Here is a 13,779-nt window from a genome sequence, read left to right as displayed (position 1 = left end):
CGGCGCGCTGGGATAACACGCCGGTGACCGACTTCGCGTGCGCCAGAAGGCTTTGCAGCGCCTCGTCGCGGCGGTCCAGGGTGCGCGACAGCGACGTCACACCGTCCAGCGCGCCGAGCAGGTCAACAAGCTGGTCGACGACGGCAACGAGTTGTTCGCCGCCCTCGACGAACGCCGTGACTCCCTGGCCCAGCTGATCTCGGGGATCCAGGATCTCTCGACGCAGATTTCCGGTTTCGTCGCCGACAACCGCAAGGAGTTCGGTCCCGCGCTGGGCAAGCTCAACGACGTGCTGTCCAACCTCAACGAGCGCCGCGACTACATCACCGAGGCGCTCAAGCGGTTGCCGACTTACGCCACCGAGCTGGGTGAGGTCGTCGGTTCGGGTCCCGGATTCAACGTCAACGTCTACGGCGTGATCCCGGCGCCACTGCTCGCCACCATGTTCGACTTCTTCTACCAGCCCGGCAAGATGCCTGCCAGCCTCGCCGACTACCTGCGCGGCCTGATTCAGGAACGCTGGACGATCAGGCCGAAAGCGCCGTGATGCAGCGGATCATCCGTAGCCGGGGGCTGCGCTACGCCACCATCATCGCGCTGGTCGCGGTGCTGGTGGGTGGCGTGTATGTGCTGTCGTCGCAGGAGAAGAACCGCAAGATCATCGGCTACTTCACCTCTGCCGTCGGCCTGTATCCCGGCGATCAGGTGCGCATCCTCGGTGTCCCGGTCGGGACCATCGACACGATCGAGCCGCGGCCCTCCGACGTCAAGATCACCATGGCCGTCTCCAAGGACGTGAAGGTCCCCAAGGACGCCAAGGCGATCATCATGTCGCCAAACCTGGTGGCCGCCAGGTTCATTCAGTTGACGCCGGCGTACACCGGCGGGGCCGAGATGGCCGACGGCGCCAGCATCGGCCTGGGCCGCACCGCCGTCCCGGTGGAATGGGACGAGGTCAAGGAGTCGCTGACCCAGCTGGCCGTCCAGCTCGGTCCGACGGCCGGATCCCTGCAAGGACCGTTGGGCTCGGCGATCAACCAGGCCGCGGACACCTTCGACGGCAAGGGCCAGTCGTTCCACAACGCCCTGCGCGAGCTCTCGCAAGCCGCTGGGCGCCTTGGGGATTCGCGCGGCGACATCTTCGGCACGGTGAAAAACCTGCAGGTGCTCGTCAACGCGCTCTCGTCCAGTAACGAGCAGATCGTTCAGTTCGCCGGCAACGTCGCCTCGGTGTCTCAGGTGCTCGCCGACAGCTCGCGCCACCTCGACACCACCCTGGGCACTTTGAACAAGGCGCTGTCGGACATCCGGGGCTTCCTGCACGAGAACAACTCCACGATCGTCGATACGGTCAACAACCTCAACGATTTCGCGAAGACATTGAGCGACCAGAGTGACAACATCGAGCAGGTGTTGCACGTGGCGGGCCCGGGTATCGCCAACTTCTACAACATCTACGACCCCGCGCAGGGCACCCTCAACGGCCTGCTGTCGATACCGGAATTCGCCAACCCCGTGCAGTTCATCTGCGGTGGCTCCTTCGAGACCGCCGCCGGGCCCAGGGCGCCCGACTACTTCAAGCGCGCCGAGCTCTGCCGTGAGCGGCTCGGTCCGGTGCTGCGCCGGCTCACCGTGAACTACCCGCCGCTGATGTTCCACCCGCTCAACACGATTACGGCGTACAAGGGCCAGATCATCTACGACACCCCCGAGACCCAGGCCAAGTCGGCGACGCCGGTGCCACAGCTGACCTGGATTCCGGCCAAGGGCACCCAGACGCCGCCGGACGCCCAGAACCCGGCGGACCTGCAGGCCCTGCTGGTCCCGACGGCCCCGCAGGCCGCTCCCGCGCCGGGCCAGCCGGCGCCGCCCGGTGCCGCTCCAGCTCCTGGCCCCGCCGCCGGAAGCGCCTTCGGTCCGCTGCCGGGCCCGCCTCCGGGCCAGGCGCCCAACGGGCCGGCGGCCGGCTTGGGTGGTGGCGGATGAACCGGATGTGGTTGCGCGCAGGCGGATTGGCGACGGGCAGCGTGCTGCTGGCCGGCTGCCAATTCAGCGGGCTGAACTCGCTGGCGATGCCGGGCACCGCCGGCCACGGCAGCGGCGCCTATTCGATCACCGTCGAGCTGCCCGACGTGGCGACCCTGCCGCAGAACTCTCCGGTCATGGTGGACGACGTCACCGTCGGCAGCGTCGCCGGCATCGCGGCCGAACAGCGGGCCGACGGATCGTTCTATGCCGCAGTCAAATTGGCGCTGGACAAAAACGTGGTGCTGCCCGCAAACTCGACCGCGACCGTCGCCCAGACGTCGCTGCTCGGTTCGATGCACATCGACTTGGCGCGTCCCAAGGACAAGCCGGCCGTTGACAAGCTCAAGGACGGGTCGAAGATCGCGGAGGCCAACACCGGCCGCTATCCCACCACCGAAGAGGTGCTCTCGGCGCTGGGCGTGGTGGTGAACAAGGGCAACGTCGGTGCGCTGGAAGAGATCACCGACGAGACCTACCGGGCCGTCGCCGGCCGGCAGGACCAGTTCGTCGACCTGGTCCCCAGGCTCGCGGAACTGACCTCGGGGCTCAACCGCCAGGTCAACGACATCATCGAAGCGGTCGACGGGTTGAACCGATTCTCGGCCAACCTGGCGCACGATAAGGACAACCTGGGCCGGGCGCTCGACACGCTGCCCGAGGCCATTCGCGTGCTCAACAAGAACCGCGATCACATCGTCGAGGCGTTTAGCGCGCTGCACAAACTGGCGAACGTCACCTCCCACATCCTGGCTAAGACCAAGGTGGACTTCGCCGCCGACATGAAGGACCTGTACTCGGTCGTCAAGGCGCTCAACGACAACCGGAAAAACCTGGTCACCTCGCTGCAGATCCTGCTGACGTTCCCGTTCCCCAACTACGGCATCAAGCAGGCCGTGCGCGGTGACTACCTCAACGTGTTCACCACCTTCGACCTCACCCTGCGCCGGCTGGGCGAAACGTTCTTCACCACGGCGTATTTCGACCCGAACATGGCCCACATGAACGAGATCCTCAATCCGCCCGACTTCTTGACCGGCGAACTGGCCAACCTGTCCGGACAGGCCGCGGACCCGTTCAAGATTCCGCCCGGCACGGCTTCGGGACACTAGGGGGCGGGCGCAGATGCACGACAGACTGACCAAGATCCAGCTGGTGATCTTCGCGGTGATCACCGTCATCACCTTGACCGTGATGGCGATCTTCTACCTGCGGTTGCCCGCGACGTTCGGCATCGGAACCTACGGAGTGAGCGCCGATTTCGTTGCCGGGGGCGGCCTGTACAAGAACGCCAACGTCACCTACCGCGGCGTGGCCGTCGGCCGGGTCGAGTCGGTGGGGCTGAGCCCCAACGGCGTCATCGCCGACATGCGGCTGAACAGCGGGACCGCCATCCCGTCGAACGTCACCGCGACCGTCAAAAGTGTGTCCGCCGTGGGCGAGCAGTACATCGACCTGGTGCCGCCCAGTTCACCGGCATTGAGCAAGCTGGTCAACGGTTCTCGCATCGAGCGCAAGAACACCCGGATCGGCCAGGACGTCGCCGACCTGCTGAAGCGCTCCGAGACCTTGGTCAACAGCCTGGGCGATACCCGGTTGCGTGAGCTGCTGCACGAGACGTTCGTCGCCGCCAACGGATCGGGTCCCGAGATGGCCCGGCTGTTCGAGTCCGCCAGGCTGCTGGTGGACGAGGCCAACGCAAACTATCCGCAAGTCTCGCAGTTGATCGACCAGGCCGGCCCGTTCCTGCAGGCGCAGATCCGCGCCGGCGCGGACATCAAGTCGCTGTCCGACGGGCTGGCGCGGTTCACCTCCGAGGTGCGTCAGGCCGACCCGCAGTTGCGCGACACGCTGGCGACCGCCCCCGGCGCCACCGACGAGGCGAGCACCGCGTTCTCCGGCATCCGTCCCTCTTTCCCGGCGCTGGCCGCCAGCCTGGCCAACCTGGGCCGGGTGGGCGTGATCTACCACAAGTCGATCGAGCAGCTGCTGGTGGTCCTGCCGGCGCTGTTCGCCGCGATCATCACGATGGCGGGTGGTCCCCCCATCGACGAGGGTGGAAAGCTGGACTTCAAGCTCGACCTCAACGACCCGCCGCCATGCGCTGTCGGCTTCCTGCCGCCGCCGTTGATGCGCACCCCGGCCGACGAGACGGTGCGCGAGCTGCCGAAGGACATGTACTGCAAGACCGCGCAAAACGATCCCAGCACCGTGCGTGGCGCCCGCAACTACCCGTGCCAGGAATTCCCCGGCAAACGCGCACCGACCATCCAGCTCTGTCGCGACCCGAAGGGCTACGTGCCGATCGGCCGCAACCCGTGGCGCGGTCCGCCGGTGCCCTACGACACCCCGGTGACCAACGGGCTGAACGTGTTGCCGCCCAACAAGTTCCCGTACATCCCGCCGGGCGCTGAGCCCGATCCGGGAACACCCATCGTCGGGCCGCCGCCGCCGGGTGTGGTGCCCGGCCCGGGCCCGTTGCCCAACAAGCAGCCGGCCTTCGCTCCGCCGCCGCCCAACGACAACGGGCCGCCACCGCCGTTCACGTCCTGGCAGCCGCCCGGGGTGCCGCCGGTGCCGCCGCAGCTTCCGTACCCGAAGTGGCTGCCCCCGCCGCCCGCGCCGGAGGGCATCAGCCCGCCGCCGGCGGGCCCGGGACCGGAGAAGCCGTGGGGCCCGCCGCCCGGTGGGCAACCCCAGGCCAGCGGGCCGCCGGCATACGCGACCTACGACGAGAAGACCGGCGCGTTTGTCGATCCGGCCGGTGGCACTGGTATCTTCGCGGCCGGCGCCACCGGTACCTCCGGCGCCGAGAACTGGGTGGACCTCATGCTTGATCCAAGGCCGATGTAATGGACACTGCCGTGGCAGACGAACAAACGAACAAACCACGGGTGCGCCGTCGGGCCTCCCGCGCGGCGGGTCCGGCCAAGGGTGATTCGGCCCAGGACGTAACGGTCCACACCGACGTTGCGCCTGCGGCGAAGCCGACGCCCAAACCCGTCAAGGCCCTCAAGTCCATCAAGCCGCCACCGCGCCGGCAGCCGCACCGTGCCCTGGTGGCGTGGATCTCGTTCGCGGCCGCACTGCTGGCGGTCGGTGTGCTGGCCGGTTGTGTGGCGGCGCTGCTCGTTTCGCAGCGCCACGCCACCACGGCGCAGGCGCGCGATCAGCGTTTCGTCGACACCGCCACGCAGACGGTGGTCAACATGTTCAGCTACAAGCAGGACAACATCGACGAAAGCGTGAACCGGTTCATCAACGGCACCAGCGGCCCGCTGCGCGGCATGCTCGGCGCCAACAACAACGCCGAAAACCTCAAGGCGCTCTTCCGCTCCACCAATGCGACATCGGAAGCCGTCGTCAACGGGGCCGCACTGGAAGGCGTTGACGCCGTTACCAATAACGCGTCGGTGCTGGTGTCGGTGCGCGTCACGGTCGCCGACATCGACGGCGTCAACAAGCCGTCCATGCCCTACCGCCTACGTGTCATCGTCCACGAAGACGACGCCGGCAAGATGAGCGGCTACGACCTGAAGTATCCCGACGGAGGCAATTGATGCGATGGCGGCGTTGGCTGCTGGTCGTCGCGGGTTACCTCCTGGCCGCGGCGTTCGTCGGGTTGTCCGCGGTGGCCGGCTGGATGTACTGGGACAGGGTGCAGACGCGCGGCGAGCAGGTGGCGCGGGCGGTGTTGCCCGGCCTGGCGGCCAAGGAGATTCCGGAGGTCTTCGCCTACGACTACCAGACGGTCGAACGGAGCCTGTCGGCGGCGTATCCGCTGCTGACCCCGGACTATCGCGCGGAGTTCCAGAAGAGCGCCAACAACCAGATCATCCCCGAGGCCAAGAAGCGCGAAGTGGTGGTGCAGGCCAATGTCGTTGGCGTGGGGGTGATGTCGGCCAAACGGGAATCGGCGTCGGTGATGGTCTTCATGAACCGCACCGTGACCGACAAGTCACGCCAGCCACTGTATGACGGCAGCCGGCTGCGGGTGGACTTCAAAAAGGTCGGCAAGCAGTGGCTGATCGCCTACATCACGCCGATCTAGCCCTGCCGGCAACCGGTCAACGTCAGTAGCACATCGCAATGCCGTTGCAGTACAACGGGTAACGCTGCACCGGGCTGGGCGGCGGTCCGATCAGCGACAGCGAGAACGGTTGCTTCTTCATCTCCGGCTCCATGCCGCACACGGGTCCGTGCATGGTGGTGTGGGTGCCGCTCATCGTTTCGTCGCTGAAGGCGAAGGTTTCGGTGGACGGCGCGGTGCCGCCGCCGGGGCAGGACACGCCGTTGTCCTTGGTGACTTGGAAAGTCCACAGCATGCTCGACATTCGGGCGCGGCCGCTGAAGTTCTGCAGCTTGTCCGCCGCGCTGATCTTCTCATCGGTAAAGCTCACGACGTTGAGCGCGCACTGCATCGCGAACACGATCGGATCGGAGTAGTCGTTCATGTTGCGGGTGCCGGACGGCTGATCGCATATCGCCGTGACAGTCCATGTAACCCCGGACACGCCAGCCTCGTTGAACGAATAGTTGCCGTCCGCCGGTGGTCCGAGCGCCTTGGCCGGTTCACCGGACTGCAGCGCGATTCCCACCGCGACCGCCGTGAAGATACCGGCACCGGCCGCCATTCCGTGACGGAGCTTCATGTGATGCCCCTCCTTCGCGTGCGACCCTCGCACCTGAGTATCACAGCGTTCGGGCGGCAACACCATGGGGTCTTGCGGATGCGCCCTAATCGGCGCCGCCGGGCCGGGATTCGGCGAGCGCATCGAGGAACGACCGCGCCCACCGGTCGACGTCATGAGCCAGCACCTGGCGGCGCAGTGACCGCATCCGGCGGCGTCCCTCTTCGTCGGATTGGTGGAGCGCGGCCTCGATCGAATCCTTCACGCCCTCGAGGTCGTGCGGATTGACCAGATACGCCTGGCGCAATTCGGCGGCGGCACCGGTGAATTCGGAGAGCACGAGCGCGCCGCCGAGATCGCTGCGGCAGGCGACATACTCCTTGGCGACCAGGTTCATCCCGTCGCGCAGCGGGGTGACCAGCATGACGTCGGCGGCCACGAAGAACGCGATGAGTTCGTCGCGCGGGACCGGCCGGTGCAGGTAGTGCACCACGGGGTGCCCGACTTCGCCGTACTCGCCGTTGATGTGGCCGACCTGACGCTCGATGTCGTTGCGCAACTGCTGGTAGCTGTCCACCCGTTCGCGGCTCGGTGTCGCCAGCTGGACCAGCACGGTGTCGTCGCGCTTGGCGCGGCCCTCCGCGAGCAGCTCCGAAAAGGCTTTCAGGCGAACGTCGATGCCCTTGGTGTAGTCGAGCCGGTCGACGCCCAGCAGCACCTTGCGCGGGTTGCCCAGCTCGGCCCGGAGCTCCCGGGCGCGGCGCTTGATGTCGCGGTGGCGGGCCGCCTGGTCCAGCGCGGTGGAGTCGATGGAGATGGGGAAGGCGCCCACCCGAACGACGCGGGAGTCCAGTTCCACCTCGCCGTAGCGCGACCGCACCCCCACCGCCCCGCGCGAGGTGTTGGCCCCGATCAGCCGCCGGGCCAAGAACAGGAAGTTCTGCGCGCCGCCGGCCAGATGGAACCCGACCAGGTCGGCGCCGAGCAGGCCCTCGACGATCTCGGTCCGCCACGGCATCTGCATGAACAGCTCGACCGGCGGGAAGGGGATGTGCAGGAAGAAACCGATGATCAGGTCGGGCCGCAGTTCGCGCAGCATCTTCGGCACCAGCTGCAGCTGGTAGTCCTGCACCCAGACCGTCGCGCCTTTTGCCGCGGCACGGGAGGTGGCTTCGGCGAAGCGGCGATTGACGTCGACGTAGCGCTCCCACCATTCGCGGTGGTACATCGGTTTGACGATGACGTCGTGATACAGCGGCCACAGCGTGGCGTTCGAGAAACCCTCGTAGTATTCGGCGACGTCGGCCGCGCTCAGCCTGACCGGCCGGAGCTCCAGATCTTCCTGGACGATCGGTTCGTCATCGTGGTCGGTGTCCTCGTCGACGATCCCGGCCCAGCCGACCCACGCCCCACGCCGGCGGCGCAGCAGCGGCTCGAGCGCGGTGACCAATCCTCCGGGGCTGCGTTTCCACGCCGTGGTGCCGTCGGGAAGCCGCTCCTGGTCCACCGGCAACCGGTTGGCGACTACGACGAAGTCGGAGTTGCCGTACTTGGCCGCCGTTGCGCTTCGCCCACCCCCGGGAGACATTTATGCGTCGAGTTTCGAAGGCCCAATACCCAGCATGGACAGGAACACCCGGCACTCGTCGGCGTCGGTGGCGTACGCCGCGACGACCCGCCTGGCCTGGCTGGCGGTGCTGTCGGCCACAGGTTCCACGTCGCCGATTTCGCCAGGATCAGATTTAGTAGGCATGACTTAACTGTAGGCGACGCCGCTGACCGGTCGCAGCCCGTCTCACCAGCTAACGGGCTCTGACGGCGTTTACGGCCGGTTCGCAGGTGTTCGCCGCGCCGCTCGCGAAGACGCGATGGACGGCGGCCGCGGTGATGCAGGATAAGCGGGTGGTCGATCAGGACGCCGATAACGACGCCGATAACGACTCGGTGTTCGAGTTCCTCGACGTCGTCGTCGAACGCCAGGGCGTGCGCGCCCTGGACGGGCTGACCGCCGCCATCCCGGCGCACGGCGTGACGGCCGTGTTCGGCCCGTCCGGCTCGGGCAAATCGACGCTGCTGCGGTTGTGCAACCGGCTGGAGCTGCCGACGAGCGGGCGGGTGTCGTTCTACGGCTCGGACATCGCCGCGCTCGACCCGCTGTGGCTGCGGCGCCGGGTGGGCATGTGCTTCCAGCGTCCGACGCCGTTTCCCGGCACCGTCGCCGACAACCTGCGCGCGGCCGATCCGGACGCGCCCGATGCGCGGATGCGCGAGACGCTGGCCCGGGTCGCGTTGAGCGGATCGTGGCTGGACCGCGACGTGGCCGGGCTCTCGGGTGGGGAGGCGCAACGCGTGTGTCTGGCCCGCACCTTGATGGCCGGACCGCAGGTGCTGCTGCTGGACGAACCCACCTCCGCCGTCGACACGGAGGCGGCCGAGGTCATCGAGCGCGCGGTGCGTGAGTTGGCCGCCGACGGCACCCCGGCCCTGTGGGTCACCCACAACGCGGCGCAGGTGGCCAGGGCTGCCGACCGGGTCCTGCGCCTGGAGTCCGGCCGCAGCCAGGGGCTGGGCCCGGTCGCCTCCCGCCCGGGCGACGGCTCGGTGGAGTGATGAACGGCCAAGTCGGCTGGCTGGGCCTGGCGACGTCGCTGATCCTGGTGGCGTTCGCGGCCGGGATCTCGCTGTGGCGGCGGTTGGGGCTGGAGCGGCAACTGCTGTGGGCCGCAATGCGCGCACTGGTGCAGTTGCTGCTCGTGGGCGGTGCGCTCACGCTGCTGTTCGAGCCGGGCAGGTCGCTGTGGTGGTCGTGGGCGTGGGTCGCCGGGATGGTGGCGTACGCCGGGGATGTCGCGCGCCGTAGGGCGCCGGAGGTGCCGCGGTTCGCGCCGCTGGCCGTGGCCGCGTTCGCCGGCGCGGCGGTGGTGACGCTGGGGGTGATCTTCGGCCTGCGGGTGTTCCCGTTGCAGGGGCGGACCCTGGTCCCGGTCGCCGGGATGATGATCGGCAACTCGATGACCGCCATGGTGCTGGTGGCGCGGCGGCTCGTCGACGAGTTGCGCGACAAACGCGACGAGGTCGAGGCCCGCCTGGCGCTGGGCCAGCCCTGCGGGCAGGCCGCGTCGCCGTACCTGCGAACCGCCTTGCGCTCGGCGATATCTCCGCAGATCGAGACCACCAAAGCCACCGGCCTGGTGTTCCTGCCGGGCGCCATGACCGGCCTCATTCTGGCCGGGGTGCCGCCGTTGCAGGCGGTGCTGGTGCAGGCCGTGGTGATGTTCTTGATCCTGGGCTCGGTCGCGGCCACCACGGTGGTCGTCGGGATGGGCATCGTGCGGCTGGTGTTCACCCGCGACCATCGGCTGCTGCCGCTGGCGCGGCGGCCCGAGAGCGCCCGATGAGAACATGCTCTGCGGCGCCCGCCACCCCATCACCCCAGCGCGGGCCCGGTTACACACTGGCCGTAATCTGTAAACAAGGCCAATTCAACGACGAACGAGGTGGGCTCAATGACAGTCTCCGAGCAAGCCGACGCCGGGGCGGCCGACGCCAACGTCCCGGAGCTGGTGGCCTACGAAACCCTCGATGAGGGCCGCATCGCCCGGATCTGGCTGAACCGGCCCGATGCCCACAACGCGCAGAGTCGCGGCCTGCTGGTCCAGCTCGACGAGGCGTTCGGCCGCGCCGAGGCCGACGACACGGTTCGCGTGGTGATCCTGGCGGCCCGGGGCAGGAACTTCTCCGCCGGCCACGACCTGGGTTCCGAGCAGGCACTGGCCGAGCGCGCGCCGGGGCCGGGGCAGCACCCGAGCTTCCGCTCGCGCGGGGCCACCCTCGAGCCGATCATGGAGAAGCTGTACCACCAGGAGTGGCACTATTTCTTCGAAAACACTTGCCGCTGGCGGGATCTGCGAAAGATCACCATCGCCCAAGTTCAGGGCAACGCGATCTCGGCCGGTTTGATGCTGATCTGGGCGTGCGATCTGATCGTCGCGGCCGACAACGCGAAGTTCAGCGACGTCGTCGCTGTCCGGCTGGGTATGCCTGGTGTCGAATATTACGCCCACCCTTGGGAGTTCGGCCCGCGCAAGGCCAAAGAGCTGCTGCTGACCGGTGATTCGATCGACGCGGACGAGGCGCACCGGCTGGGCATGGTCTCGAAGGTCTTCCCGGTCGACGAATTAGAGGAAAAAACACTGGCTTTCGCGCGACGCATCGCCGAGCGGCCCACGATGGCGTCGTTGCTCATCAAGGATTCGGTCAATGCCGCCTCCGACGCGATGGGCTACACCGAGGCGCTGCGGCACGCGTTCCACGTGCACCTGTTGGGGCATGCCCACTGGGCGGCGTTCAACGAGAACCGGTGGCCGGTTGGTCAACCGCCGCACGTCGAGGATTGGCGTGACGCGAAGCCGACGAAGGTGGCCCGCCGCGATACGCCGTAGCGTCGCGCCGCCGAGCCGTAACGAGACCGGGGGTAGCGATATTCACCCCGAGGGGACATGCTTCTATAGCTAGAACCTGTTCCAGTTCGAGAGGGCCTCGCGTGCAGCTATCTTTCCAAGACCGGACGTATCTGATCACCGGCGGCGGCAGCGGAATCGGCAAGGGCGTGGCCGCAGGCCTGGTTTCGGCCGGGGCCTCCGTGATGATCGTCGGCCGCAACCCGGACCGGCTGGCGGGCGCCGTCGAGGAAATCGAGCCGCTGGCCGCCGACGGCGGCGCCATCCGCTACGAGCCCACCGACGTCACCAACGAGGACGAGGTGGCCCGCGCGGTCGACGCCGCCACGGCGTGGCACGGCCGGCTGCACGGGGCGGTGCACTGCGCCGGTGGCTCGCTGACCGTCGGGCCGATCACCCACACCGACTCCGAGGCGTGGCGAAACACCGTCGACCTCAACGTCAACGGCACCATGTACGTGCTCAAGCACGTCGGGCGCGAATTGGTGCGCGGTGGCGGCGGCTCGTTCATCGGGATCTCCTCGATCGCGGCCAGCAACACCCACCGCTGGTTCGGGCCCTACGGGGTGACCAAGTCGGCCATCGACCACATGATGATGCTGGCCGCCGACGAACTCGGAGAGTCGTGGGTGCGGGTCAACAGCATCCGCCCCGGCCTGATCCGCACCGATCTTGTTGACGCAAGCGTGATTCAGTCGCCGGAGATCAGCGCGGACTACGCGCTGTGCACGCCGCTGCCGCGGGTGGGCGAGGTCGAAGACGTCGCCAACCTGGCGATGTTCCTGCTCAGCGACGCGGCCGCCTGGATCACCGGCCAGTGCATCAACGTCGACGGCGGCCACATCTTGCGCCGCGGCCCCGACTACTCCTCGATGATGGTGCAGATGTTCGGCCAGGACGCGCTGCGCGGAGTGGTCTGAGCCGGGAGAATCGCATGAAAAGGCTTGAGGGCAAGAGGATCCTGGTGACCGGCGCCGCGTCGGGCATCGGGCAGGCCACCGCGCTGCGCTTGCTGGACGAGGGCGCCGCCGTCGCGGCCTCCGACGTCGCCGCCGACGGCCTGGACAACACCCGGGCGCGGGCCGACGAGGCCGGCACCGCCGACCGGCTGACCACCCTGCCGATGGACGTGGGCAGCGAGGAGTCCGTGATCGACGGGGTGCGCGTGGCCGTCGAGCAGCTGGGTGGCCTCGACTCGCTCGTCAACGCCGCGGGCATCCTGCGGGCCGCGCACACCCACGAAACCAGCCTCGAGCTGTGGAATCGGATCGTCGGCGTGAACCTGACCGGGACCTTCCTGGTGGTCCGCGAAGCGCTGCCGTCCCTGCTGGCCAACTCCCGCAGCGCGGTCGTCAACTTCAGCTCCACGTCGGCCTCGTTCGCCCACCCCTACATGGCCGCCTACGCCGCGAGCAAGGGCGGCATCCAGGCCTTCACCCACTCGCTGGCGCTGGAATACGCGCGCGACGGCCTGCGCGCGGTATGCGTGGCGCCGGGCAGCATCAAGTCCGGAATCACCGACGCCACCGGCGGATATATCCCCAAAGACGCTGACTGGTCGCTGTTTTCGAGGCTGATGCCGGTGCTGCCCACCTCCGTCGAATCCAGCGGCACCGGGATGGCCGAGCCCACCGCCGTCGCCGGGGTGATCGCCATGCTGGTGTCCGACGACGGCGCGTTCATCACCGGCACCGAGATCCGCATCGATGGCGGCACGCATGCGTGATGGCGGCGACCCGCCGCGCCCGGCTCCGCCGCGCTTGCGATCACCGCGCTGCCTGATGGCGGCGACCCGCCGCGCCCGGCTGCGCCGCGCTTGCGATCACCGCGCAGCCTGATGGCGGCGACCCGCCGCGCCCGGCTCCGCCGCGCTTGCGATCACCGCGCAGCGTGATGGCTAGTTGACGCAGGGCACGCCGCCGCCATCGATCGGCTTGCCCTGATCGGGCGTCGGGTAGGTCGTGGTCGTGCCGTTGTAGTAGTAGCTCTTGGCCTTGGTCGACGTGGTGCTCGAGCTGGTGCTCGTGGTGTCGTCCATCTGCGTCTCGTCGGGGCTGGGCATCGTGAAATTGGTGTCCACGGTCAGGCGGATGTGTCCGGGCTGCACCCTGGGGCTGGGCTGCTTCGGCGCGTCCACGCCGAGCAGGTTGGCCAGGTTCAGCGCATCGGTTTGCGCGCCGGCGCCGTACTCGACCGTCGTGGAGGTCGGGTCGCCGGATTCGCGGTCGCGGACCTGACCCGGGGTGTAGCCCTTCTTTTTCAGCGCGCGGGATACCTCGGTGGCCAGACCGCTCATGCTGCCGGCGTTGACCACGTCGACGACCGTGGTGGGATCCGGCTTCACGGCGGTGGTGCTCGGCGCGGTCGTCGTCGTGTCGGCCCCGATCGCCGCCGCCACCTCCGCCTTGATCGCCGCCGGGTCGACGATGTTGACGTCCTGGCCGTCGATGTTGTCGTAACGCACCACCGGCAGCGTCCGGAACTCGACGTTGCCACCGGCCAGCCCGCCCAGGCGCTGGATCATGTCTTCGCTCCACCCCGCCGAGAGCACCACGTCCTTGCGCGCCACCGCCATCAGGTTCTTGAGCTTGTCGATGTTGGTGAACGTGCCCGTGGCCTGCAGCTCCTGCATGACCGACGAGATGAACGCCTGCTGCCGGTGG

The 13,779-nt window shown here is 68.1% G+C and carries 14 protein-coding genes and 1 pseudogene; 11 read left to right on the top strand and 4 right to left on the bottom strand.

Annotated elements, in window-relative coordinates; translation table 11 throughout:
• Window positions 1-31: 31 nt before the first annotated feature.
• From A5624_RS11645 to A5624_RS11620, 6 genes and pseudogenes are all read left to right on the top strand, one after another.
• Window positions 32-547: pseudogene (locus A5624_RS11645) on the top strand (mammalian cell entry protein); the annotation flags it as partial.
• Window positions 547-1,986: a virulence factor Mce family protein gene (locus tag A5624_RS11640; protein ID WP_156748981.1), complete on the top strand. Its 1,440-nt coding sequence runs from the start codon at window positions 547-549 to the stop codon at window positions 1,984-1,986. The pseudogene A5624_RS11645 and the gene A5624_RS11640, both read left to right, overlap by 1 nt.
• Entirely contained in the window at window positions 1,983-3,137 is a 1,155-nt protein-coding gene (locus A5624_RS11635; protein ID WP_066866229.1) for an MCE family protein, read from the top strand. Before A5624_RS11640 ends, A5624_RS11635 begins: the two co-directional genes overlap by 4 nt.
• 13 nt (window positions 3,138-3,150) lie before the next feature.
• A complete protein-coding gene (locus tag A5624_RS11630) occupies window positions 3,151-4,878 on the top strand; it encodes a virulence factor Mce family protein (protein WP_066866227.1) in 1,728 nt (575 codons plus the stop codon).
• Window positions 4,878-5,585, top strand: coding sequence for a mammalian cell entry protein (locus A5624_RS11625; protein WP_066866224.1), 708 nt, complete (start codon window positions 4,878-4,880; stop codon window positions 5,583-5,585). The genes A5624_RS11630 and A5624_RS11625 overlap by 1 nt, the downstream gene beginning before the upstream one ends.
• Entirely contained in the window at window positions 5,585-6,076 is a 492-nt protein-coding gene (locus A5624_RS11620) for a mammalian cell entry protein (protein ID WP_066866222.1), read from the top strand. Before A5624_RS11625 ends, A5624_RS11620 begins: the two co-directional genes overlap by 1 nt.
• Before the next feature lie 22 nt (window positions 6,077-6,098).
• On the opposite strand, the gene A5624_RS11615 is transcribed toward A5624_RS11620, so the two are convergent.
• The 3 genes from A5624_RS11615 to A5624_RS28165 form a co-directional block, all read right to left on the bottom strand.
• Window positions 6,099-6,677, bottom strand: a complete 579-nt coding sequence (locus A5624_RS11615) for a hypothetical protein (RefSeq protein WP_066866221.1) — start codon at window positions 6,675-6,677, stop codon at window positions 6,099-6,101.
• 85 nt (window positions 6,678-6,762) lie between these two features.
• Window positions 6,763-8,244: a trehalose-6-phosphate synthase gene (locus A5624_RS11610; protein ID WP_066866219.1), complete on the bottom strand. Its 1,482-nt coding sequence runs from the start codon at window positions 8,242-8,244 to the stop codon at window positions 6,763-6,765.
• Window positions 8,245-8,409, bottom strand: coding sequence for a hypothetical protein (locus tag A5624_RS28165; protein WP_112632220.1), 165 nt, complete (start codon window positions 8,407-8,409; stop codon window positions 8,245-8,247).
• Window positions 8,410-8,543: 134 nt separating this feature from the next.
• Between A5624_RS28165 and A5624_RS11605 the strand changes: the two genes are divergently transcribed.
• The 5 genes from A5624_RS11605 to A5624_RS11585 all read left to right on the top strand — a co-directional run bounded on the left by A5624_RS11605 (window position 8,544) and on the right by A5624_RS11585 (window position 12,842).
• Complete coding sequence (locus A5624_RS11605) at window positions 8,544-9,266, top strand: phosphate ABC transporter ATP-binding protein (RefSeq protein WP_066866233.1); 723 nt, start codon at window positions 8,544-8,546, stop codon at window positions 9,264-9,266.
• The gene (gene fetB / locus A5624_RS11600) at window positions 9,266-10,054 is read left to right on the top strand and encodes an iron export ABC transporter permease subunit FetB (RefSeq protein WP_066866217.1); all 789 of its coding nucleotides are present in this window, start codon (window positions 9,266-9,268) and stop codon (window positions 10,052-10,054) included. Before A5624_RS11605 ends, fetB begins: the two co-directional genes overlap by 1 nt.
• 108 nt (window positions 10,055-10,162) lie before the next feature.
• A complete protein-coding gene (locus A5624_RS11595) occupies window positions 10,163-11,098 on the top strand; it encodes an enoyl-CoA hydratase (RefSeq protein ID WP_066866215.1) in 936 nt (311 codons plus the stop codon).
• 101 nt (window positions 11,099-11,199) lie between these two features.
• Window positions 11,200-12,036, top strand: a complete 837-nt coding sequence (locus A5624_RS11590; protein WP_066866213.1) for an SDR family oxidoreductase — start codon at window positions 11,200-11,202, stop codon at window positions 12,034-12,036.
• Window positions 12,037-12,050: 14 nt separating this feature from the next.
• The gene (locus tag A5624_RS11585) at window positions 12,051-12,842 is read left to right on the top strand and encodes an SDR family NAD(P)-dependent oxidoreductase (protein WP_066866211.1); all 792 of its coding nucleotides are present in this window, start codon (window positions 12,051-12,053) and stop codon (window positions 12,840-12,842) included.
• 171 nt (window positions 12,843-13,013) lie between these two features.
• Here the strand turns inward: A5624_RS11585 and A5624_RS11580 are convergent.
• The coding region (locus A5624_RS11580) for an LCP family protein (RefSeq protein ID WP_197518948.1) at window positions 13,014-13,779 on the bottom strand (766 nt) is incomplete at its 5' end.

Origin of the sequence: Mycobacterium sp. 1482292.6 (assembly GCF_001672995.1) — a bacterium.
Classification (GTDB): domain Bacteria; phylum Actinomycetota; class Actinomycetes; order Mycobacteriales; family Mycobacteriaceae; genus Mycobacterium; species Mycobacterium europaeum_A.
This window is presented reverse-complemented; position numbering and strand designations above follow the sequence as displayed.

Bases quoted from the DNA above. Each gene is read 5' to 3' on its own strand.
- A5624_RS28165 (WP_112632220.1), bottom strand. From the start codon at position 8,409: ATGCCTACTAAATCTGATCCTGGCGAAATCGGCGACGTGGAACCTGTG.
- A5624_RS11615 (WP_066866221.1), bottom strand. From the start codon at position 6,677: ATGAAGCTCCGTCACGGAATGGCGGCCGGTGCCGGTATCTTCACGGCG.
- A5624_RS11610 (WP_066866219.1), bottom strand. From the start codon at position 8,244: ATGTCTCCCGGGGGTGGGCGAAGCGCAACGGCGGCCAAGTACGGCAAC.
- A5624_RS11635 (WP_066866229.1), top strand. From the start codon at position 1,983: ATGAACCGGATGTGGTTGCGCGCAGGCGGATTGGCGACGGGCAGCGTG.
- A5624_RS11620 (WP_066866222.1), top strand. From the start codon at position 5,585: ATGCGATGGCGGCGTTGGCTGCTGGTCGTCGCGGGTTACCTCCTGGCC.
- A5624_RS11640 (WP_156748981.1), top strand. From the start codon at position 547: ATGCAGCGGATCATCCGTAGCCGGGGGCTGCGCTACGCCACCATCATC.
- A5624_RS11625 (WP_066866224.1), top strand. From the start codon at position 4,878: ATGGACACTGCCGTGGCAGACGAACAAACGAACAAACCACGGGTGCGC.
- fetB (WP_066866217.1), top strand. From the start codon at position 9,266: ATGAACGGCCAAGTCGGCTGGCTGGGCCTGGCGACGTCGCTGATCCTG.
- A5624_RS11585 (WP_066866211.1), top strand. From the start codon at position 12,051: ATGAAAAGGCTTGAGGGCAAGAGGATCCTGGTGACCGGCGCCGCGTCG.
- A5624_RS11595 (WP_066866215.1), top strand. From the start codon at position 10,163: ATGACAGTCTCCGAGCAAGCCGACGCCGGGGCGGCCGACGCCAACGTC.
- A5624_RS11630 (WP_066866227.1), top strand. From the start codon at position 3,151: ATGCACGACAGACTGACCAAGATCCAGCTGGTGATCTTCGCGGTGATC.
- A5624_RS11605 (WP_066866233.1), top strand. From the start codon at position 8,544: ATGCAGGATAAGCGGGTGGTCGATCAGGACGCCGATAACGACGCCGAT.